Source organism: Cellulomonas rhizosphaerae (genome assembly GCF_003470205.1).
GTDB classification, from domain to species: Bacteria; Actinomycetota; Actinomycetes; order Actinomycetales; family Cellulomonadaceae; genus Cellulomonas; species Cellulomonas rhizosphaerae.
Map to the genome: position 1 here is coordinate 1 of NZ_QWKP01000179.1, position 22,129 is coordinate 22,129.

Annotated in this window: 16 protein-coding genes and 1 pseudogene; 11 read left to right on the forward strand and 6 right to left on the reverse strand. The window is 72.0% G+C overall.

Features of this window, described 5'->3' with window-relative positions:
- Positions 1-820: pseudogene (locus D1825_RS18220) on the forward strand (hypothetical protein); the annotation flags it as partial.
- 18 nt (positions 821-838) lie between these two features.
- Here D1825_RS18220 and D1825_RS08000 read toward each other — a convergent pair.
- Together D1825_RS08000 and D1825_RS08005 are read right to left on the reverse strand one after the other, a co-directional pair.
- Positions 839-1,936: a glycosyltransferase family 4 protein gene (locus D1825_RS08000; protein WP_118766910.1), complete on the reverse strand. Its 1,098-nt coding sequence runs from the start codon at positions 1,934-1,936 to the stop codon at positions 839-841.
- Complete coding sequence (locus D1825_RS08005) at positions 1,933-3,621, reverse strand: polysaccharide biosynthesis tyrosine autokinase (RefSeq protein WP_158580698.1); 1,689 nt, start codon at positions 3,619-3,621, stop codon at positions 1,933-1,935. The genes D1825_RS08000 and D1825_RS08005 overlap by 4 nt, the downstream gene beginning before the upstream one ends.
- Before the next feature lie 191 nt (positions 3,622-3,812).
- On the opposite strand from D1825_RS08005, the gene D1825_RS08010 reads away from it, so the two are divergent.
- Positions 3,813-4,826 carry a glycosyltransferase family 4 protein gene (locus D1825_RS08010; RefSeq protein WP_118766912.1) on the forward strand — a complete coding sequence of 338 codons (1,014 nt, stop codon included), beginning with the start codon at positions 3,813-3,815 and terminating at the stop codon, positions 4,824-4,826.
- Between the two features lie 20 nt (positions 4,827-4,846).
- Here the strand turns inward: D1825_RS08010 and D1825_RS18225 are convergent, their stop codons facing one another.
- Positions 4,847-7,483 (reverse strand): right-handed parallel beta-helix repeat-containing protein, encoded by a 2,637-nt coding sequence (locus tag D1825_RS18225; protein WP_158580699.1) that lies wholly within the window; start codon positions 7,481-7,483, stop codon positions 4,847-4,849.
- Positions 7,484-8,184: 701 nt separating this feature from the next.
- On the opposite strand from D1825_RS18225, the gene mfd reads away from it, so the two are divergent.
- The 5 genes from mfd to pntB all read left to right on the forward strand — a co-directional run bounded on the left by mfd (position 8,185) and on the right by pntB (position 15,909).
- Positions 8,185-11,760 (forward strand): transcription-repair coupling factor, encoded by a 3,576-nt coding sequence (gene mfd / locus D1825_RS08025; protein WP_118766914.1) that lies wholly within the window; start codon positions 8,185-8,187, stop codon positions 11,758-11,760.
- Between the two features lie 48 nt (positions 11,761-11,808).
- Positions 11,809-12,330, forward strand: coding sequence for a hypothetical protein (locus D1825_RS08030; RefSeq protein WP_118766915.1), 522 nt, complete (start codon positions 11,809-11,811; stop codon positions 12,328-12,330).
- The gene (locus D1825_RS08035) at positions 12,327-12,935 is read left to right on the forward strand and encodes a MazG family protein (RefSeq protein WP_233549722.1); all 609 of its coding nucleotides are present in this window, start codon (positions 12,327-12,329) and stop codon (positions 12,933-12,935) included. Before D1825_RS08030 ends, D1825_RS08035 begins: the two co-directional genes overlap by 4 nt.
- A 62-nt stretch (positions 12,936-12,997) precedes the next feature.
- The gene (locus D1825_RS08040; RefSeq protein WP_118766916.1) at positions 12,998-14,524 is read left to right on the forward strand and encodes a Re/Si-specific NAD(P)(+) transhydrogenase subunit alpha; all 1,527 of its coding nucleotides are present in this window, start codon (positions 12,998-13,000) and stop codon (positions 14,522-14,524) included.
- Positions 14,524-15,909 carry a Re/Si-specific NAD(P)(+) transhydrogenase subunit beta gene (gene pntB, locus D1825_RS08045; RefSeq protein ID WP_118766917.1) on the forward strand — a complete coding sequence of 462 codons (1,386 nt, stop codon included), beginning with the start codon at positions 14,524-14,526 and terminating at the stop codon, positions 15,907-15,909. The genes D1825_RS08040 and pntB overlap by 1 nt, the downstream gene beginning before the upstream one ends.
- 13 nt (positions 15,910-15,922) lie before the next feature.
- Here pntB and D1825_RS08050 read toward each other — a convergent pair whose 3' ends face one another.
- Genes D1825_RS08050 through D1825_RS08060 form a run of 3 tightly spaced genes read right to left on the reverse strand, consistent with a single transcriptional unit; the run spans position 15,923 to position 17,831 of the window.
- On the reverse strand, positions 15,923-16,951 hold the full coding sequence (locus D1825_RS08050; RefSeq protein WP_118766918.1) for a hypothetical protein: 1,029 nt from the start codon (positions 16,949-16,951) through the stop codon (positions 15,923-15,925).
- Positions 16,948-17,301, reverse strand: coding sequence for a hypothetical protein (locus D1825_RS08055; RefSeq protein ID WP_118766919.1), 354 nt, complete (start codon positions 17,299-17,301; stop codon positions 16,948-16,950). Before D1825_RS08055 ends, D1825_RS08050 begins: the two co-directional genes overlap by 4 nt.
- On the reverse strand, positions 17,298-17,831 hold the full coding sequence (locus D1825_RS08060; protein ID WP_118766920.1) for an RNA polymerase sigma factor: 534 nt from the start codon (positions 17,829-17,831) through the stop codon (positions 17,298-17,300). Before D1825_RS08060 ends, D1825_RS08055 begins: the two co-directional genes overlap by 4 nt.
- A gap of 235 nt (positions 17,832-18,066) precedes the next feature.
- Here D1825_RS08060 and eno point away from each other — a divergent pair, with 235 nt between their 5' ends.
- The 4 genes from eno to D1825_RS08080 all read left to right on the forward strand — a co-directional run bounded on the left by eno (position 18,067) and on the right by D1825_RS08080 (position 22,066).
- Positions 18,067-19,347 carry a phosphopyruvate hydratase gene (gene eno, locus D1825_RS08065; RefSeq protein ID WP_118766921.1) on the forward strand — a complete coding sequence of 427 codons (1,281 nt, stop codon included), beginning with the start codon at positions 18,067-18,069 and terminating at the stop codon, positions 19,345-19,347.
- 410 nt (positions 19,348-19,757) lie between these two features.
- Complete coding sequence (locus D1825_RS08070; protein WP_118766922.1) at positions 19,758-20,270, forward strand: FtsB family cell division protein; 513 nt, start codon at positions 19,758-19,760, stop codon at positions 20,268-20,270.
- Between the two features lie 230 nt (positions 20,271-20,500).
- A complete protein-coding gene (locus D1825_RS08075; protein ID WP_118766923.1) occupies positions 20,501-21,004 on the forward strand; it encodes a DUF501 domain-containing protein in 504 nt (167 codons plus the stop codon).
- 108 nt (positions 21,005-21,112) lie between these two features.
- On the forward strand, positions 21,113-22,066 hold the full coding sequence (locus D1825_RS08080) for a Ppx/GppA phosphatase family protein (RefSeq protein WP_118766924.1): 954 nt from the start codon (positions 21,113-21,115) through the stop codon (positions 22,064-22,066).
- Positions 22,067-22,129 lie beyond the last annotated feature (63 nt).

Sequence of the window (22,129 nt, forward strand, 5' to 3'; positions counted from 1 at the left end):
CGCCACGCCCGTGACGGTGATCGTGCTCTCGCTCGCGTGGTGGACCGGGAGACGGGCGGTGCAGGCTGTCGCCGCGCTCGCGATCGGGGCCGTCTCGGCCTTCAACGACGCTCGATCGGGGTTCGCCATCCTGTTCCTCGTCGCTGTCGTGATCCTCTGGGAGGCGCGGCCCACTGCAGGCAGCCGGCGCGCGAGCGGGCTCAGGGCCGGCGCGTTCCTGGTCGGCCTCGGCCTGGGCGCGTACTGGCTGATCCAGTCCCTGATCCTTGAGGGTGCCCTCGGCGAGGCGACGCAGGCGCGGACGCAGGCACAGCTCGACGAGTCCGGGTCGGTGATCCTCGGCGGCCGACCCGAGATCGGCGCCTTCCTCGCTCTGTTCGAGCATCGCCCGTTCGGCTTCGGCAGCGGGACGATCCTGCACTCGGCGGACGTGCTCGTCGCCAAGTCGGGTATGGCCGACCTGGGATACGCGCCAAACAACGGTTACGTCGAGGTCTACATGTTCGGGGGGCAGATCGAGCTCCACTCGATCCTCGGTGACCTCTGGGCCTGGGCGGGTTTCGCCGGCCTCGTCCTGGCCGCGTGCCTCGTGACGATCATCGGCCGGGGAACAGCACGAACGATCGCACGGTCGACGAGCTGCGCGTTGATGCTCTTCCTCGCCTTCCGAGGCCTGTGGGACATGGCGTTCAGCCCGCTCGCGTCGTCGGTGGTCGGGCTCTACCTGCTGCTCGGGCTCGGACTCGGTGGTGCGTGGGACGTCGCGGGAACCCGCAGAAGCTCGAGGACCGAGCCCGTCGAGGCCGAGAAGGCCCGTTAGCCGACGGCGGCGGCGTGGTCACGTCCCGGTGGGACGGAACATCCACGCGTGAGCCTGAGCACGGCCGTCCGACTCGGGCAGGTCGGCGAGGACGCCTCGTGGCGAGAGGGGCTCCGCGATGGCCGCCTGCAGGCTCGTCGCGAGCTCTGCTGCCGTGCTCGTGCCCGGCACGACGTGGTGCCCGTGCGTCGCGAGCCAGTCGGCGAGACCCGACTCGTCCGTCGTCACGATCGTGCAGCCGTGCGCGAGCGCCTCGACGATCGGCAGGCCGACCTGCTCGCGCCAGGTGGGGCTCGGCTGCGACGGAAGGGCAACCACCGAGGCCGAGCGGAGGACCTCGTGGATCGTGGAGCGTGGCGGGTCGACGACGACGCGAACGGTGCTGTCGCGCTCGGCGAGCGCTTGCGCATCGGCGACGAGGTCGCCCTTCCCGACCAGCGTCAGCGTGGCGCGCTCGTCGGCCTGCCGGACCGCGGCCCAGGCGGCGAGGACGAGCGGGAGGCCCTTGCGCTCTACGAACGCGCCGACGTAGCCGATCGAGCCTGGCGCCTTGTCGAGCAGATCGCCGCACGTGCACGCGGACGGGAGCGCGACGATCAGCTCGCGCTCCTGTCGGGGAGGGGTGCGGCCGTAGATCTGCGTGTACAGCGAAGCGGCGTCCGACGTGCCGAACGCGAGCCGGTCGGTCCACCGTGCGACCGCTCGGGACATCAGCCACTTGGCGCGAAAGGATGCGTGCTCTCGCAGGCTGGTCGGCCGGAACTCGTCACGCGGGTCGCGGTTGCCGATCGCGTAGGAGACCACCAAGGGCCGCCGTCCGCGGCGAAGAGGATGCCGTGCGCGCAGCGCGGCAACCGCGACGAACGCACGGGTCACGCCGTGGAGATAGGCCGGTTCCGTGATCTCGAGGACGCGCACGGGTGACGACCAGAGCAGCTTCGCCGAAGCGAGGCTCGAGACCATCCGCGCATCGACGCCGGTGGCCTCCGAGAGGTCGAAGTCGTAGCGCCGACTCGCGTAGAGCAACGTGGTCGGTTCGTTGCCGTCGCGCTCACGCTCGAGGTGGGCCGTGCGAGCCTGGTCGTACAGCCGGACGTGCTCGCGCAGGGGCTTCACGTCGAGGCCCGGGGGGCCGGAACATCCTTGCTCGAAGAACTCGCGGTGGTCAGGTCCGGGTCCAGGTCGTGCGCGCCGTCGTCGTCCGGGCCAGCATCGTCGGCGCCGTCATCGTCGGTGTCGTCGTCGCCGTCGACCGAGGTCGGACGGGATACCTCGTCGATCGTCTCGGCGGCTGCCGACGTGGTGTCGACGGTCTCAGCGACGGGTGCCTGGGGCTGCTCGTCGGCGCGAGTGTCCGCGACGTGCTCGACCTTCTCGGCCGGCGCGGTCGGCGGCTGTGCGACGTGGTGCGGGGCCCCCGTCGACTTCCTGCGCCGGGACCAGCGCTTCTTCTTCACCGGCTGGTAGCTGTAGCCGTAGGTGCCGTCCATGCCCTTGTCGACCACGTTCGTGGCGACGACGCCGAGCACCGAGGCGCCAACGGTGTCGAGCGAGGCCAGCGCGCTTCGGAGCTGGTGCTTGCGGGTGCGCCGAAGCGCGACCACCATCAGCACGCCGTCCGCGTGACGGCCGAGGACCGGTGCGTCGATGACGGGCAGCACCGGCGGGCAGTCGATGACGACGAGGTCGTAGAGCTTGACCGCCTCGTCGAGCAGGCTGTGCATGGCCGGCGAGTCGAGCAGCTGGCTGGGGTTCGGAGGCAGCGCACCCGACGGCAGGAGGTGCAGGTTGTCGTTGCCCCAGGTCTGGACGACGTCCTCGAGCGAGGCGTGGCCGATGAGCACGGTGGTCAGGCCGACCGCGCTCTCGATCCCTGCGCTGGACCCGATCGCGGGCCTGCGGAGGTCGGCGTCGATGACGAGCACCGATCCCCCCTTCTCGGCGACGGCGAGCGCGAGGTTCAGGGTTGTCGAGGTCTTGCCCTCGGCGGGGACGGCCGACGTGACGACGATCGAGTTCAGGCTCGCGCCGGTCTCGAGGTACTGCAGGTTCGCCTGCAGCCTGCGGAATCCTTCGGCCCGCGGAGTCGTCGGTGCGTTGAGCAGCGTCGTGTACGCGAGCGACGAGGAGCGGGAACGGGTGATCGAGCCGAGGAGCGGCACGTCCGAGATCCGCTCGAGGTCGCCCGTCGTCCGTACCCGCTTGTCGAGGACGGTGAGGAGCAGGGCGAATGCCACGCCGGCTGCCAGTCCGAGCGCCAGGCCGGTGGCCGTCAGGAACTTGGTGTTGGGCTTGAAGGGGACTTTCGGGGTCGCCGCCGGCGCGACGACCGTGAGGTCGATCGCGCTGGCTCCCTTCGCGGTCCGGGGCGACAGGTCCTGGACGGTCTTCGTGAGCTGGAGCGCGACCGCGTTGGACACGTCCGCGGCAAGCTGTGGGTTCGCGTCGGTCGTGGAGATGGCCAGAATGAACGTGTTGAGGGGGTTGTCCGCGCTGACCTGGCGTCCGAGCGCCTTCGCCGAGACGTCGAGATCGAGGTCCGCGATCACGGGATCGAGCACCACGGGCATGCTCGCGAGCTTGCCGAACGAGGCGATGGAGTTCTGCACGAACGTCGAGCCCTGGACGAGGTCTCCGGCCGTGTCGCCCTGGTTGACCGAGACGAAGACGTTGGCCGTCGCCTTGAACGCCGGGGTGATGCTCTGCGCGTAGCCGTAGCCGAGCAGGCCGCCGATGATCCCGAGCACGCCGATGACCAGCCATCGCTTTCGCAAGGCCAGCAGGTACTCGTCAAGCTCCACGGCGCGCATTCTCCGATCGACCGGTGTTCAGAGATGTTCTCACGGCGGCTCCGGGAGTTGGTGTCCGGTCCGTGCCGGTTGTGTCGCACCTCGGGTGAGATTCGCCCACGTGGTCGAGTCGCCTATTCCACCGCGAGCCACCGATGGCCCATCATGGGCGCCCGGGCGCCGCAGCGTGAGAGGAGGGCCCGATGGCCGACTTCTCCGTCGTCTACCCCGCCGGGCGCGACGTCGAGTCGTGGTCGCGGGATCACGTGGCGGGGAAGGTCCCGTCGCGCTGGCCCTACGGGCTCGAGGGGCTCGGCGCGCTCGCCCCCACCCGGTGGGAACCGGCGCACGAGCGTGGGCGTGCCAGGCGCATCGCCGCTGAGGTCGCGAGTTGGCTGCCGAGGGGCGGCGACGACCCGCGCGCGCGCCGCGCCCGCCTGACGTGGGACGAGAACGTGGCGCGAAACCTCACCGCGAAGCGCGGGACGTCCCGGCACAGCGGAGTGATCTGGTTGACCGACCAGGCGGCGCGCGGCGTCGACGTGCGCCGGCGAACGCGGTGGCTGCGCGATTTCGCGTCCCTCTGGGTGCTCAGCAGCGCGCAGGTCGCGCCGCTGCGCGAGCTGCTGGGCGACGGCGGCGCGCCCGTGCGGTACGTGCCGTTCGGTGTCGACCACGAGTTCTTCGCCGAGCGACCTGCCGCGCAGGCGCCCATGGTCCTCAGCGTCGGGGGTGATCGGGACCGCGACACGGAGACGCTCTTCCGTGCGCTCGCGCAGGTCGCCGCAGCGGTGCCGACCGCGGAGATCGTCGTCCAGACCGCCTCGGCGCTCGAGCCTCCCGAGGGCGTCACCAAGATCTCGCACGTCTCGCACGCCGAGCTGCGCGAGCTGTACGCCCGTGCGTCGGTGGTGACGATCGCGACCCGCCCGAACCTGCACGTCTCGGGGATGACGGTCAGCCTCGAAGCGATGTCGACCGCCCGTCCCGTGGTCATCACCGGGACGCCCGGGATGGGCGACTACGTCGTGGACGGTGAGACGGGCATCGTCGTCGAGCCAGGAGACGCCGGTGCGTTGTCGGCCGCGACGGCGGCGCTCCTTCGCGATCCGGCCCGGGCCGACGCCTATGGCCGGGCGGGTCGGCTCCAGGTGGTCGCGGCACGCACGACGCGCCACCTCTGCCGGAACATCGCGGACGCGATCCGACCGACCTAGGTGACGCGTCGAACTGGGTCCTACGGCTCGAACGGCTCCGCCGGACCGACCTTGGCCCAGCTCGTGGCGACGCCGAGCGCGTTGGCCACGGCGGGTGGCAGCGCCCGCGCGACACCCTTCGTCGCATCCGATCCCGCGCCGGTGAGCGCGTAGTCGGCGGTGAGCACCTCTGCGCCGTCGACGAGCTTCGAGTGCGTGTCGTTGCCGGTCGCATTCGTGAAGGTGGCGAGGGTCTTGAACGAGGTCAGGCCGGTCTTGCCGTTGGCCCAGTAGGCGAAGTTCGACGGCGCGCTCGCGGAGGAGCGGTGGTACAGGTTGCCGTCGAGCGAGATGTCCCAGTCGTTCGCATACCTCGTGGCGGTCAGGTCCTGCACCAGGATCGGCACGACGGCCGTCGGCGTGGTGTCGATGATGTTGTTCCGCAGCGTGACGCCCCGAAGCTGCCACGGAACCGCAGCGTCGCTGTTGACGCGAGCGTCCTGGAGCATCCGCACCGAGTACAGCTCGTTGTCGGCGACGACGTTGTTCCACGCCTGGACGCCACCCGCGTCGTAGATCTCGAGCCCGGCGCGCTCGTTGCCGACGAAGTAGTTGCCCGCAAGCAGGATTCCCTGGCTGAGCTCGACCTCCATGCCCGTGCTGCCGTTGTTGCTGACGGTGGTGTTGACGACAGTCGCGTTGCGCATCGAGACGTCGAACCACAGGCCGCCGCTCACGTTCGAGTCGAACAGCGAGTTCTCGATGAGCACACCGGTGGAGTTGTGCAGCTTGGCGCCACCGGAGGCCGGGGCGTCCTTGAAGTGTTCCGAGTTGTTCCCCGAGAACACCGAGTCGGTGATGTGCAGGTCGTCGGACTTGCTCGCGTTGAGGCCGAGCATGCCGTTCCCTGAGACGGTCAGGTTGCGGAAGGTGGCGCCCTTCGCCCAGACCTCGACTCCCATCGTGGCGTTGTCTTGCACGACGAGGTTCTCGAGGGTGATGTTCGGCATCTCTGCGCTGACCGTGCCGAGCGTCGCGAGGTGATCGGCGTAGTTGCGCACGCCGAGGCCGCGCACGGTGCTGCCCGCGCCCTGGATCTGGATCGCCTTCTCGAGGGTGCTGGCGCGGACGTCGTGGCCGCTGGGGTTCGTCCCGATGACGAGCCGGTTGCCGGCCGTGTCCGTGAAGAACTTGCCCTTCGTTACCTCTCCCAAGCTGCCGACCTCGGTGAGCTTCACACCGTCGACCCAGACCTGCTCGGGGTGTCCCGCCATCGGGTACGCCGGATCGAGCCACCGGCTCGACTCGTCGGAGCCCGCGGTGAACGAGACGCGGCTGTCGAAGTCGAAGTTCCAACCGGGTGCGACCCAGGCCGAGCCGGCCGCAGTCCAGCCGGTCACCGTGCTCGACCCGTCGAACCACACGGCCTCGCCGGGGTACGACTGGATCGTCAGCTCCTTGCCCTGCGGGATGAAGACCCGCTCGTGGTACGAGCCGGCACGCAGCACCAGTGTCGAGCCGCTGGGTGACTTGGCGATCGCTGTCGCAGCGCTGCCGTACGGCGATGCCAGGGTCCCTGCGCCGCTAGCGTCCCCGCGTGCGGCGACGTAGATCGCGCCGCTGGGGATCGGGTAGCGCGTGGTGCCGACAGCGGCCGAACCGGGCTGGTCGCCCGTCGGACCCGGGGTGGGCGGCGTCGCGGTCGGCGTGGGTGTCGGGGTCGGCTTCGGGCTCGCCGTCGGCGTCGGGGTTGGGGTTGGGGTCGGGGTGGGCTTCGGGCTGGCCGTCGGCGTCGGGGTTGGGGTTGGGGTCGGTGTGGGCTTCGGGCTGGCCGTCGGCGTAGGTGTCGGCTTCGGGCGGGCGGTCGGAGTCGGCGTGGCCGAGGCGGTGGGCGCGGGCGTCACGCCTCCGCGGGTCACCGTGCTTCCGATGAAGTCGTCGAAGATCAACGACAGTGCTCCAGTGGCTGCCGAGAGGCCGCCGTTGACGCCGAACGCGCCCGGTGTCGTTACTCGCTGCGCGGAGCTGTCGTTCGTCTCCACCTGCCACGCGGGCGGCGTCTGTCCGACGGGCCACGCGCGGGCGGACAGGGTGACGGGTGCCGTCCCGGTCACCTGGAACTCGAAGCGCAAGGCCTGCGATGTCGACGTGATCTTGGTCGGCAGGAGGCGGTCGAGGACGAGGGTCGACTCGCCGCCGCTCCACCGCTTGATGGCCAGGCTCGCCTTCGCGTCGCGGCCGAACCGCAGGGTCGCGAAGTAGCCCCTACCGCCTGCGGAACGTGCGACCAGCGATGCCGAGGCGCCGTTGCCGGACGTGGGCAGTGCGCTGGTGCGGACCGTGATGGCGCCACGGGAGTCGAGCGCGGTCGAGCCGACGGCAGTCATGATCGTGCCGGCCCCTGGCGTCAGCTTGAGCTCACCGGTCGTCCCGGTCGTCGACGCGAGGTTCGACGAGGTCGCGGAGTAGCGCTGTCCTGTCGGAGCCTTGCCCCAACCGTTAGCGCCCGTTCGGGTGAACGAGTCGGAGACCACTGTCTGCGCAGGTGCGAAGTCGGGCTGGGCGCTCCACGCGCCGGACACTCCCGCGACGGTCATCGAGACCGTGGTCGCAACGACGGCGATGCCCACGATCGGGCGCCATCGAGGCGCCGTTCTGGCTCGAGCTGGAGTCGTCATGTCGTGTCCTTCGGTCTGTGTGTCGGGCGGCTGCACGCCACCTGCGAAGGGCCGTTCGTCCATCGGTCCCACGGTCATATGTCGACTCTGGTGCCCGACACTTTGGCACAACATCGGGTGAAGTTTCCGACCCGAGGTCGCGGTATCCCGAGGGAGGTCGCAGGTGCCTAGGGAAAGCAGGAGGTGCGTGATCTCCACGATCCGGCGGGCCGGCGGCCCCGGCGTCCTATCGGCCGGTGCCTCAGGCGACCGAGCCCGCTACCGACGGCGCGCGGCGGGCACGTCTCGCGCTCGTGCGCCGGTGACTGCTGGCGTGGGGTCGTCTACGCAGGTCAGGCACATCGCCCGCCAAGGGACCAAGCTCGCGTATGGCTGCGATCTCCGCGAACTGGGCACTCGGGGCCGCGCGCCGACGCGAGGTCGGGCCCGGCGGGACACCGTTTCCACGACGTCCCTCTACTCCGAGTCGTCTGAGCGCCCGGCGACACTCGACGAGGAAGGGTTCGCAGGGGCACCTGATGAAGTGTGATCTTGGTCACATGTCCGAGATGTCCGTGATGCCACAGGGCTGCTCGGCCGGCGGCACCGTCGAGATGACTGTCAGTGCCACTCCGTAAAGTAGATGGCGCACGGAGACGACCGAGTGACGACGCCCTCGGCCCATAGTCGTGCACTTCCGACGCTCGACCTGAAGGACCCCCATGGACCTCACCGGCCTCCTCCCCGCCCTCCTCGCCGACCCCGCCGCCGCGCAAGCGGTCGAGCACGTCGTCGCGCGCGGCGAGCTGGACATCGTCGGCCCGGCAGGCATCCGCCCGCCGCTGCTCGCGGCGATGGCCGCGAAGCGCCCGCTCGTCGTCACGACCGCCACGGGACGCGACGCGGACGAGCTCGCGAACGCCCTGCGCTGCTACCTCCCGTACGACGACGTCGCGGTCCTGCCCAGCTGGGAGACGCTGCCGCACGAGCGCCTGAGCCCCCGCAGCGACACGGTCGCCAAGCGCGTCGGCGTGTTCCGGCGGCTGGCCCACCCGGGCGAGGACGGGCCCACCGGGAAGATCCGGGTGCTCGTCATGCCCGTGCGGGCCCTGCTCCAGCCCGTCGTCCAGGGCCTCGGCGAGCTCGAGCCGGTAGAGATCAACGTCGGCGACACCGTCAACCTCGACGAGGCCACGCAGCGCCTGAGCGACGCCGCCTACCAGCGCGTGGACATGGTCGAGAAGCGCGGTGAGTTCGCCGTGCGCGGCGGCATCCTCGACGTGTTCCCGCCCACCGAGGACCACCCGCTGCGGGTGGACCTGTGGGGCGAGGACGTCGAGGAGATCCGCTGGTTCTCCGTCGCGGACCAGCGCAGCCTGGAGATCGCCGACCACGGCGTGTGGGCGCCGCCGTGCCGCGAGATCCTGCTGACGGAGGAGGTCCGGCAGCGGGCGAAGGACCTCATCGAGGACCTGCCGGGCGCAACTGACATGCTGGACAAGCTCGCGCAGGGCATCGCGGTCGAGGGCATGGAGTCGCTCGCGCCGGCCCTCGTGACCGACATGGTCCCCGTGCTGGACCTGGTGCCGGACAACGCGCTGCTCGTCCTGGCCGACCCCGAGCGGGTCCGACGACGCGCGCACGACCTGGTCGCGACCACGCACGAGTTTCTCGAGGCCGCGTGGACCAGTGCCGCGGCGGGAGCCAAGACCCCGCTCGACCTGTCCGCGGCGAGCTTCGCCAGCTTCGCGGAGGTCCGCGCGCTCGGCGCGGTCCGCGGGCTGGGCTGGTGGACGCTGTCCGGGTTCCACATGGACGCCGAGGCGGCCGACGAGATGATCGAGGACGCGCACACGCTCGTCGTCGGCGCGCGTGACGTCGAGCGCTACCGCGGCGAGGTCGACCGGGCCGTCACGGACGTGCGCGCGCTGCAGCAGGCCGGTTGGCGCCTGGTCCTGGCGACCGAGGGGCACGGCCCCGCGCAGCGCATGACCGAGCAGCTCAAGGCGGCCGACGTGCCGGCGCGCCTGGTCTCGACCCTGCCGGAGACCCCGGAACCGGGCGTGGTCAGCGTGATCCCCGCGCCCGCCGGCCCCGGGTTCGTGGCCGAGGAGCTCCGGCTCGCGCTGTTCTCCGAGTCCGACCTCACGGGTCGGCAGGGGAGCAGCACGCGCGACATGCGGAAGATGCCCAGCCGCCGGCGCAACGTCGTCGACCCGCTGCAGCTGCGGCCGGGCGACTTCGTCGTGCACGAGCAGCACGGCGTCGGCCGGTTCGTCGAGCTGGTGCAGCGCACGATCGGCACCGGGGCGAACGCCGCGACGCGCGAGTACCTGGTCATCGAGTACTCGAGCAGCAAGCGCGGCCACCCCGGCGACCGGCTCTACGTGCCCAGTGACCAGCTCGACCAGGTCACCAAGTACGTGGGCGGCGAGGCGCCGAGCCTGAACAAGATGGGCGGCAGCGACTGGGCCAAGACCAAGGGCAAGGCCAAGAAGGCGATCAAGGAGATCGCGGGCGAGCTCATCCGCCTCTACAGCGCCCGGATGGCCACGTCGGGCCACGCCTTCAGCCCCGACACCCCCTGGCAGCGCGAGCTCGAGGACGCGTTCGCGTACGTCGAGACGCCCGACCAGGCGGCGACGATCGACGAGGTCAAGGCCGACATGGAGAAGTCCATCCCGATGGACCGGCTCGTGTGCGGCGACGTCGGCTACGGCAAGACCGAGATCGCCGTGCGGGCCGCGTTCAAGGCCGTGCAGGACGGCAAGCAGGTCGCGGTGCTGGTCCCGACGACGCTGCTCGTCCAGCAGCACCTCGACACGTTCATGGAGCGCTACTCGGCCTTCCCGGTCAACGTGAAGGCGCTGTCGCGGTTCCAGACCGCCAAGGAGTCCAAGGCGGTCGTCGACGGGCTGGCCGACGGCTCCATCGACGTCGTCATCGGCACGCACCGGCTGATCACCGGCGAGATCCGGTTCAAGGACCTGGGCCTCGTGGTGATCGACGAGGAGCAGCGGTTCGGCGTCGAGCACAAGGAGACGCTCAAGGCGCTGCGCACCAACGTCGACGTGCTCGCGATGAGCGCGACGCCGATCCCGCGGACTCTCGAGATGGCGGTGACCGGCATCCGCGAGATGTCGACGCTGGCCACCCCGCCCGAGGAGCGGCACCCGGTCCTGACGTTCGTCGGCCCGTACGACGAGAAGCAGATCACCGCCGCCGTCCGGCGCGAGCTGCTGCGCGAGGGCCAGGTGTTCTTCGTGCACAACCGGGTGGAGTCCATCGAGCGCACAGCCTCGCGCCTGAACGAGCTGGTGCCCGAGGCCCGTATCGCCGTCGCGCACGGCAAGATGGGCGAGCACCAGCTGGAGCAGGTCATCGTCGACTTCTGGGAGAAGCGGTTCGACGTCCTGGTCTGCACGACGATCGTCGAGACCGGACTGGACATCTCCAACGCCAACACGCTCATCCTCGAGCGAGCCGACCTGCTCGGGCTGAGCCAGCTGCACCAGCTGCGCGGCCGCGTGGGCCGCGGGCGTGAGCGGGCCTACTCCTACTTCCTCTACCCGCCCGAGAAGCCGCTCACCGAGACGGCGCATGACCGGTTGCAGACGATCGCCGCGAACACCGACCTCGGCGCCGGCATGGCCGTGGCGATGAAGGACCTCGAGATCCGCGGCGCGGGCAACCTGCTCGGCGGCGAGCAGTCGGGGCACATCGAGGGGGTCGGCTTCGACCTGTACATCCGGATGGTCGGCGAGGCGGTCGCGAACTTCCGCGGCGACGCGCCCGAGGAGCTGCCCGACGTCACGATCGAGCTGCCCGTCGACGCGCACATCCCGCACGACTACATCGCGCACGAGCGCCTGCGCCTTGAGGCCTACCGCAAGATCGCGGCGTCCACGGACGCGGCCGCGCTCAACGAGGTCCACGCGGAGCTCGTCGACCGCTACGGCCCCGTGCCCGACGCGGTGAAGAACCTGTTCGAGGTCGCCGAGTTCCGCCAGCACATCCGCGGCGCGGGCCTGACGGACGTCACCGCTCAGGGCAAGTTCGTGCGGTTCGCTCCCGTCGAGCTGCCCGAGTCGGCGCAGCTGCGGCTCAAGCGGCTCTACCCCGGCTCGGTGCTCAAGCCGACGGTCCGCACGATCCTCGTGCCGTTCCCGACGACCGCCCGGATCGGCGGCAAGCCGCTGCACGGCAGCGCGCTGCTGACCTGGTGCCGGACCCTGGTGGACGCCGTGATCCGCGGCGACGTGTCAGCGGCGGCGGGCGTCGGGACAGCACAGCGCTAGGCCCTACGATGGCGGCGATCGACGAGCGACGACGCGGGAGGTCTCACGGTGACGAAGGCACGACGGATCGGTGCACTGCTCCTTGCCCTGGCGGCGGGCGCGACCCTGGCCGGGTGCGCCGGGCAGCCGGGCGCGGCAGCCGTGGTCGACGGCCAGGCGATCCCCGCGTCCGACGTCCGTGAGGTGATGACCGAGCTCGGCGCGTACTTCCAGGGCGCGACGGTTCCCAACGTCATCACGGTGCTCGCGCAGGAGCCGACCGTCGTCGACGTCGCCTCGGAGCACGGCGTGGGGGTGTCCGACGCGGACGCGGCCAAGCTGCTGGACCAGGCCGTGGCGGCCTCGGGCACCAAGGGGACCCCCACGTTCTCCGACGCCTCGATGGCGATCGCCCGGTACTCGGTCGCGTTGACGAACATCCAGGGCCTGGGCGACGACGCCGTGACGAGCGAGCTCTCGGACCGGCTCGCGAAGGTGCACGTCGAGGTCAACCCGCGCTACGGCTCGAACGGCGAGGGCTCGAACGTCGCGGCCCCGAAGCCGTTCCCCTGGATCGTCGCCTCGAAGTGAGCGACGCGCTGCGCGAGCTCGTCGCGGTCATGGACCGCCTGCGCTCGCCCGGCGGGTGCCCGTGGGACGCCGAGCAGACGCACCTCACGCTCGCGCCGTACGCGATCGAGGAGGCGTACGAGCTCGCGGAGTCCGTCGAGGCCGACGACCGCGCCGGCATGCGCGAGGAGCTGGGGGACCTGCTCCTGCAGGTCGTGTTCCACGCACGGCTCGCGCAGGAGGATCCCGACGAGCCCTTCGACGTGGACGACGTCGCGGCCGACCTGACCGCCAAGCTGGTCCGCCGCCACCCGCACGTCTTCGCCGACGCCGAAGCCACGGATCTCCACGGTCAGTGGGACCGGATCAAGAAGGACGAGAAGCAGCGCGACTCGGTGTTCGACGGCATCCCGGTCGCGCTCGGCGCGCTCGCCCGGGCCCAGAAGATCGCGGGCCGTGCGCAGCGCTCGGGCCTGGAGACGAGGCCGCCCGACGAGGGGCTCGGCGCCCGGCTGCTCGCCCTCGTGCTCGAGGCGCGCGACGCCGGGCTCGACGCCGAGGGCGAGCTGCGCCGCACGGCCTCCGCGTGGGAGGCGCAGATGCGCGCGACGGAAGCAGGCCGATAGTCCTCCGGCGCCCGATGCCGACTCGATAACCTCGGCGCACCAGCGGCCACCAGGAGGAACGCGTGACCACGATCGGCATCCCCCGCGAGACCCGACCCGGTGAGCGACTGGTGGCGGCGACCCCGACGAGCGTCGGACGCCTCGTCGGGCTCGGCTACGACGTCGTCGTCGAGGCCGGCGCCGGCAGCGCCGCGGCCTACGCCGACGAGGCCTACGCGGAGGCCGGCGCGACGATCGTCGAGGACGCGTGGGGCGCCGACGTCGTCACGGCGGTCAACGCGCCGTCCGACGAGCGGGTCGCGGCGCTGCGACCCGGCGCGGTGCTCGTCGCGATGCTCGCGCCCGCCGCGCACCCCGAGCTCGCCGAGCGCCTGCGCGCGCAGGGGGTCACGGCCCTCGCGCTCGACGCGGTGCCGCGCATCTCGCGGGCGCAGAGCCTCGACGTGCTCAGCACGCTGTCCAACGTGGCCGGCTACCGCGCCGTGATCGAGGCCGCGGAGCAGTACGGCGGGATGTTCGGCGGTCAGGTCACGGCCGCGGGCAAGACGGCGCCCGCACGGGTGTTCGTCATCGGTGCGGGCGTCGCGGGCCTCGCGGCCATCGGCGCGGCCGACTCGCTCGGGGCGCAGGTGCGCGCGTTCGACGTGCGGCCCGAGGTGGCCGAGCAGATCGAGTCGATGGGCGCCGCCTTCGTGCGCGCTGCCACGGCTCAGCAGCAGGTCAGCACGGACGGCTACGCGAGCGCCCTGACCGACGAGCAGGAGGCGGCGACCGCCGCGGTCTACGCGCACGAGTCCGCCGAGGCGGACGTGGTCATCACGACCGCGCTCGTGCGCGGGACGGCGCCGACGACGATCACCGCGGACATGGTCGCGGCGATGCGGTCGGGCTCGGTGATCGTCGACCTGGCGGCGTCCGGCGGCGGCAACTGCGAGCTCACCGTTCCCGGGCAGCGCGTGGTGACGCCGAACGGCGTGACGATCGTCGGGTGGACGGACCTGGCTGGGCGCCTGCCACGGCACACGTCGCAGCTGTTCGCCACGAACGTGGTCCACCTGCTGCAGCTGCTCACGCCTGGCAAGGACGGCGTCCTCGTGCTCGACCTCGAGGACCCCGTGCAGCGCGGGATGACCGTCACGCACGAGGGCGACCTGCTCTGGCCCCCGCCGCCCGTCGCGGTGTCCGCGGCGCCCGCGCCGGTGCCGCCACCCGCACCGCCCGCACCGGTCGATCCGCGGCCAGCCGCGCGCCGCCGCCTGGTCGGCTTCGCGCTCGCGGCCGTGCTGGTCACGCTCGCGACCTCGTTCGCGCCGCCGGTGTTCCTCGGCCACGCGACGGTGTTCGTCCTCGCGGTGTTCGTCGGCTACTACGTGATCTCCAACGTGAGCCACTCGCTGCACACCCCGCTCATGGCCCAGACGAACGCCATCTCCGGCATCATCCTGGTCGGCGCGCTGCTGCAGATCGGCTCCGACGACTGGCTCGTCACGACCCTCGCGTGCGTCGCCGCGGCCCTGGCCAGCATCAACGTGTTCGGCGGGTTCCTCGTCGCCAACCGGATGATCCGCATGTTCCGGAGGGACGCCTGATGACCCTGCTCGGCCTCGTCCAGGCGGTCTACATCCTCGCCGCCGTGCTGTTCGTCCTGTCGCTCGCGGGCCTCTCGCGCCAGGAGACCGCCCGCCGCGGCAACGCGCTCGGCATGGTCGGCATGGTGCTCGCGCTCGCGGCGACCATCGCGCTCGCGCTCGACCGGTCGGAGCGGTCCGCGGTCGTCACGGCGATCCTCGTCGCGCTCGTGCTGCTCGTCGGCGCCGTCGTCGGCACGCGGCAGGCCCGCAGCGTCGAGATGACGCAGATGCCAGAGCTCATCGCGATGCTGCACTCGTTCGTCGGCGCGGCCGCGGTGCTCGTCGGCTATAACTCGTTCCGCACTGAGCCCGCCGACACCGTGCACCTGGTCGAGGTGTTCCTCGGCGTGCTGATCGGCGCCGTGACGTTCACCGGGTCGGTCGTCGCGTACCTCAAGCTCTCGGGGCGTATCTCGTCGGCCCCGCTGTCCCTGCCCGGCCGCAACCTGCTCAACCTGGCCGCGCTCGTCGCCTCAGCCGCGCTGCTGGCCTGGTTCCTGGCGGGCCACTCGATCGTCCCGCTGCTGCTCATGACGGTCGTCGCGCTCGCGCTCGGCTGGCACCTGGTCGCCTCGATCGGCGGCGGCGACATGCCGGTCGTCGTCTCGATGCTCAACTCGTACTCGGGCTGGGCCGCGGCCGCGGCGGGCTTCATGCTCGGCAACGACCTGCTGATCGTCACCGGCGCGCTCGTCGGCGCCTCGGGCGCGATCCTGTCCTACCTCATGTGCAAGGCGATGAACCGCTCGTTCATGAGCGTGATCCTCGGCGGCTTCGGAGCCCCGGAGGGCCTGGTCGTCGCGCGGGTCGACGAGGACGGCGAGCACCGTGAGCTCGACGCCGCGGCCGTCGCCGCGCTGCTGCGCGAGGCCCGATCGGTCGTCATCACGCCCGGGTACGGGATGGCGGTCGCGAAGGCCCAGTACCCCGTCGCGCAGCTCGTCACGCGCCTGCGCGCGCTCGGGGTCGACGTGCGGTTCGGGGTGCACCCCGTGGCCGGTCGCCTGCCCGGCCACATGAACGTGCTGCTCGCCGAGGCCAAGGTGCCGTACGACATCGTGCTCGAGATGGACGAGATCAACGGCGACCTCGCGGACACCGACGTGGTGCTCGTCATCGGCGCCAACGACACCGTCAACCCCGCGGCGCTCGACGACCCGTCCTCGCCCATCGCGGGGATGCCGGTGCTGGAGGTCTGGAAGGCGCGGCAGGTCGTCGTGTTCAAGCGGTCGATGGCCACGGGGTACGCCGGGGTGCAGAACCCGCTGTTCTTCCGGGACAACACGGCGATGCTGTTCGGCGACGCGCGCGAGCAGACCGAACGCATCGTCGCAGCGTTGTGAGCAGGGCCCGGCGTCAGCGGAGACCGGGCGGGAAGACGTCGTCCTCGGCCGCGAGCACCGCCCCGACGGTATTGCCGTCCGCGTCGCTGAAGACCCAGACCGGATGTGTCTGACCGATCACGCCCGCGCTGTCGCCGTACAGCGTCACGCTGGCGATCGGACCGGGCGGCGGGGTCTCTGAGTCGTCCGCCGGGAAGAAGGTCGTGCCCAGGACGCGCTCGACGAGGTTCGGGACGGTGCCGCCGGCAGTGGTGGCGACCTCCGACCGGTGGTGGCGGAGGTCGTCGAGCGCCTGCTCGGCAGACCGCACAGGCGCGAGCTCCGCGGGTTGCGTCAGGGCCCACGGCTGAAGCGTGAGGGACTTCAGCGTCCCGTCCTCCGCGAAGACGAAGCGTGGCGCGGGGAAGACCGAGCTTCGTGGTGACGTCGTCGCCTCGGGCACCGTCGGCCGCACCCGGAAGATCCGGCCGAGCTGACCGTCTGCCGCCTCGACCGTCGTGTCGGCAGGCCACCCCAGGATCGCCAGGATCCGGTGGACCTCGACCAGCTGGTCGTCCTGCGTCGCGAAGGTCGGAGCGTCGGGAACCTGCGCGAGGCCCGCGCCGGTGAACTCGGGGCCCCCGTTCATCCACGAGGTCGGGTCGGCGAGCACGCTCGCGAGCTGGGGGAAGTCGACCGTGCCCGTGGCGGTCGCCCACGTGTGGTCACCCACCGCGACGACCGGACCGCCGAAGACGGCCTCGAGCACGGACGTGTCGTCGGGGAGGCCGTACGTCGTCGGCTCGAGCGACCAGCGCGTGATCGTCTCGGGAGCGGCCGGGAGCGAGACGCCCTCCGCGAGGACGATCCGCGGGTCGCCGAACCGGCCGGCCCACGCGTCGGTGGACCGCGCGGGACCCCAGGCCCAGTCGGCGAGCGTCGCGACGGCCACCAGCAGCGCGGCGGTGGTGACCACGACGAGCACGCCTCGAAGGACCCGCAGCGGGCGCACCCGCGCAGGCGCCGGGTCGGTGGGCGGGGCGTCGATCGTGTCGGTGGTCATGAGTTCTCCGGGGTCGTCGAGCCGGGCCGCGTGACGGTGTAGACGGTGCCGTCGGCGCGCGTGAGGTAGATCTCCGCCGGTGCGACGAGCGACGGCTGATGGACGGCGGGGGCCGGATCGGGGGTGGACCCCTGCTCGCCGAGCGCGGGAACCGCGGTGCCGGCAACGGCAGCGGTTGCGGCGGCCACGGCGGTGATGCCCGCGATCCACCACCGCCGGAGCGAGGGCACCGCGACCGTCGTCGCGCTCTGGGCCACGGCCGCTCGGTAGGCCGCCTCGCGCGCACCGGGTGTGGGCGGCGAGACGACGGGTGCGGCGGCGCGGAGAGCCGCGACCGGATCGGTGCTCATGCGAGTTCTCCTATCGCCATCGCAGGGGTGGGGTGGGCGGAGCCCTGGAACGCGTAGGCGTCACGGAACCTGCGCCGCGCGCGGTGCAGGCGGACACGCACGGTGCCCGGCGTGAGGCCGAGGACCCGAGCCGCGTCCGCCGGGGCGACGTCGTCCCACGTGCACAGCAGGAGCAGCTCGCGGTCGGCGTCCGACAGCGCGTCCAGGGCGTCCCGGATCGCGCTCCGCTCGACGACCCCGCCGGCCAGGTCGGGAAGGTGCGCGGGGTGCTCGGCCTCGTCGCGTGCGCGCCGGCGCACGTCGCCCCGGATCGTCGTGGACACCACGTGGCGGGCGGTCGTGAGCAGCCAGGGGAGCTCGAGTCGCGCGTCGATCTCGTCCAGCCGACGCCAGGCGATGCCCATGGTCGTCGCCGCGACGTCGTCAGCCATGCTCGCGCCTGCTCGACGTGCGGCGTAGGCATGCACGCGGTCGTAGTGCGCGTCGAAGAGCACCCGGAACCGCGCCTCGCGTTCCTCCCTGCCTGCCACGCCGTCTCCCGTCGTCCGCTCTCACTCCGCAGTGCCCGCGGTCGCGGGCGGTGTTACCGCCAGAGACCGCCGACCACCCGTTCGGTCTATCGGCACCTGCTCCGCGCAGATCGAGCCGCTGGCGCGTGTACGCACGTCGGTGAGGGCTGTCCACCGGACGGAGGTCCCTGCCCGCGGTTCGTCGGACGGCACTAGGGTGAGGTCGTAAACCCACCCGCTCGTCGAAGGAGCACCCATGGCCAGCATCGAGGCCGTCGGCGCCCGCGAGATTCTTGACTCGCGCGGCAACCCCACTGTCGAGGTCGAGGTCGCACTCGACGACGGCACCATCGCCCGGGCCGGTGTGCCCTCGGGCGCCTCGACCGGCGCATTCGAGGCCGTCGAGCGCCGTGACGGCGACAAGGCCCGTTACCTCGGCAAGGGCGTCCAGGACGCCGTCAACGCCGTGATCGACGAGATCGCCCCCGAGCTCATCGGCTTCGAGGCCACGGAGCAGCGTCTCGTCGACGCCGCGCTGATCGACCTCGACGGCACGCCCAACAAGGGCAAGCTCGGCGCGAACGCCATCCTCGGTGTCTCGCTCGCCGTGGCCAAGGCCGCTGCCGACTCGTCGGACCTGCCGCTGTTCCGCTACATCGGCGGCCCCAACGCGCACGTCCTGCCCGTCCCGATGATGAACATCCTCAACGGTGGGTCGCACGCCGACTCGAACGTCGACATCCAGGAGTTCATGGTCGCCCCGATCGGCGCCACGACGTTCCGTGAGGCCCTGCGCACCGGCGCCGAGGTCTACCACTCCCTGAAGTCCGTGCTGAAGTCGCGCGGCCTGTCGACCGGCCTGGGCGACGAGGGCGGCTTCGCGCCGAACCTCGAGAGCAACCGTGCCGCGCTCGACCTCATCCTCGTCGCGATCGAGCAGGCCGGCTTCAAGCCCGGCGTGGACGTGGGCCTCGCGCTCGACGTCGCCTCGACCGAGTTCTTCCGCGAGGGCGCCTACCAGTTCGAGGGCCGCGCGCACGCGCCCGAGGAGATGGTGGCGTACTACGAGCAGCTCGTGCGCGACTACCCGCTGGTCTCCATCGAGGACCCGCTGTCCGAGGACGAGTGGGACTCCTGGTCGCACCTGGTCTCCGAGGTCGGCGACCGCGTGCAGATCGTCGGCGACGACCTGTTCGTCACCAACCCGGAGCGCCTGGCCAAGGGCATCCAGACGAAGGCCGCCAACTCGCTGCTGGTCAAGCTCAACCAGATCGGCACGCTCACCGAGACGCTCGACGCGGTCGAGCTCGCGCAGCGCAACGGCTTCACGACGATGACCTCGCACCGCTCCGGCGAGACCGAGGACACCACGATCGCCGACCTGTCCGTCGCGACCAACGCCGGCCAGATCAAGACCGGTGCGCCCGCCCGTGGCGAGCGGATCAACAAGTACAACCAGCTGCTCCGCATTGAGGAGGAGCTGGACGACGCCGGCCGTTACGCCGGTCGTTCGGCGTTCCCGCGCTTCCAGGGCTGACGCTCTCGTCCGAAGGCCGGTCACCTGCGGGTGGCCGGCCTTCGGCGTTCCTGCTCCCTCTGGACCCCCGGCTCGCTCGGGACACCCCGAGGTTCGTCGGGGTGCGGGGCTGGCGCCCCGGGCCGGGGCACAATCGACCCATGCCCTCCCCGCGCCGACCCGCCGACCCGCGCGCCGCGGGCTCCGGCGCGACGCCGCGGGTGCCATCTGGTTCCGCAGCTCGGCCGGGTCGGCCGCCGTCCTCGTCGGCGCCCACCCCGCGTGTGGGGCCGCCGCCCGCGGCATCCTCTCGACCCGCGGCAGGTCGCCCCGCGTCGTCGCGGCCGTCCGCCGGTCCCGCCCGGAGCGGACCAGCGACGCCCGGACGAGGAGCGCCTCGCGTCGAGCGTGTGCGGCCCGGTGTCCCGCGGATGTTCTCCGTACGCGCGCTCGTCTTCGCGATCGTCGTGGTGATGGCGTTCGTGCTGGTCTACCCGACGCTGAACTCCTACGTCCGCCAGCAGGCCCAGCTCGCCGACCTCAACGCGCAGGTCGAGGCCGCGAAGGCGCGCAACGACGACCTGCAGGCCGACGTCGACCGCTGGTCCGACCCCGCGTACGTCGTCGCGCAGGCCCGCGAGCGGCTCTCGTTCGTGCTGCCGGGGGAGACGCCGTACCGCGTCGTCGACCCCGAGACCGTGCCCGATGCGCCGGTCACCGCCGACGGGCCGTCGTCCGTGATCGACTCCGAGTCGACCAAGCCCTGGTACACGTCGGTGTGGGAGTCGGTCGCGGTCGCCGGCAAGCTCCCGGTCGACGCGACGTCGACGGACCCGGCGACGGATCCCGCCAAGGCCCCCCCGACGAAGGACGGCAAGACCGCCGCCGACGACGCCACGGACGCTCCCACCACCGACGCCGCGACACCCCCCACCGACGGCTGACCGTCCCGGCTCTCCCGCGCGGCCGCCAGCCTCGTGCGCCGACTCGTGCCCGGAACCGTCGAGCCCGTCGTTGGGCACGCTTCCCGGCACGGAGGCGTCCGCAACGACGGGGTCGGCCCCAGGGGAGGGTGGGTGCTTGCGGGAGAGTTGGTGGGGGGTGCTCGTCGGGCGAGAATGGGGCGACCACGCGGCACGCGCCGCGACGCACCACCTGTACCGAACGGACCCCCGTGACCCCCACGCCGCTGACCACCGTGACGGACCGCGACCTCGAGGTGCTCGCCGAGCAGCTCGGCCGGGTGCCGCGCGGAGTCGTCGGGATCGCCGCGCGCTGCGTGTGCGGCCGGCCGCTCGTCGTGCGCACGGCCCCGCGCCTGGACGACGGCACGCCGTTCCCCACCACGTACTACCTCACCTGCCCGCCGGCGGTCGCCGCGGTGAGCACGCTCGAGGCGTCAGGCCTGATGAAGGACCTCACCGCGCGCCTGGCCGACGAGCCCGACCTCGCCGCCGCCTACCAGCGCGCGCACGAGGCGTACCTCGCCGACCGCGAGGAGCTGGGGCACGTCGAGGAGATCGCCGGCATCTCCGCCGGTGGCATGCCGACGCGCGTGAAGTGCCTGCACGTCCTGTCCGGCCACGCGCTGGCGGCCGGCCCGGGCGTCAACCCGATCGGCGACGAGGTCCTCGCCCTCATCGCCGACACCTGGCGCCAGGACCGCTGCACCTGCTGACTCGCACCTCCCGCCCCGTCCGTCCCGGCCGGGCACCTGTCCACGCCGGCCGCCCGGCCGACGTGGGCCGGGCGGCCGAGTGTCGGTCGGCGGTGCGAGGATGTGCGCGTGACGCGTGTGGCTGCCATCGACTGCGGGACCAACTCCATCCGACTGCTCGTCGCGCACGTGGACCAGGAGGCGGGCACGCTCGTCGACCTGGACCGCCGCATGGAGGTCGTCCGGCTCGGCCAGGGGGTGGACCGCACCGGTCGCCTGGCCCCCGAGGCCCTCGCGCGCACCCTCGACGCAGCGATGCGCTACGCCTCGGTGTGCGACGGGTTCGGCGTCGAGTCGATCCGCTTCGTCGCGACGTCGGCCACGCGCGACGCCGAGAACCGCCAGGAGTTCGTCGACGGCGTGCGCGCCGCGCTGGGCGTCGAGCCCGAGGTCGTCGTCGGGACCGAGGAGGCCGAGCTCTCGTTCCGCGGCGCCACCGGCGTGCTCGCGGGCGCGCACCCTGGCCCGTTCCTCGTGGTCGACCTGGGCGGCGGCTCGACGGAGGTCGTGCTCGGCACCGACGCGCCGGTCGCGGCCTACTCGATGGACGTCGGCTGCGTCCGGCTCACCGAGCGCCACCTGCGCAGCGACCCGCCGTCGGCCGACGAGATCGCCGCGTCCGTCGCCGACGTGAGGGCGGCCCTCGACGAGGCAGCGGCGGTCGTCCCGTTCGGTCAGGCGGTCACGCTCGTCGGGCTCGCCGGCTCCGTCACGACCGTGACCGCCCACGCCCTGGGCCTGCCCGCGTACGACCCGAAGGCGATCGACGGCGTGGTGCTCAGCGTCGACGCGACGCTCGCCGCGTGCGACGACCTGCTGGCCCGCACGCGCGAGGAGCGCGCCTCCCTTGGCTTCATGCACCCGGGCCGCATCGACGTGATCGGCGCGGGAGCGCTCGTCTGGCGCGAGGTCGTGGCCCGCGTCCGGGCCGACGTCGCCGCGGCCGGCGGCCGGCTGGAGTCGGTCGTCACCTCGGAGCACGACATCCTCGACGGCATCGCCTGGAGCGCCGCCACCCGCTGACCGCGGGCGCCCCCGGCCCGACGCCGCCTTCGCGCGCCTGCCGCGCGCCGCCGCGCCGCCCCC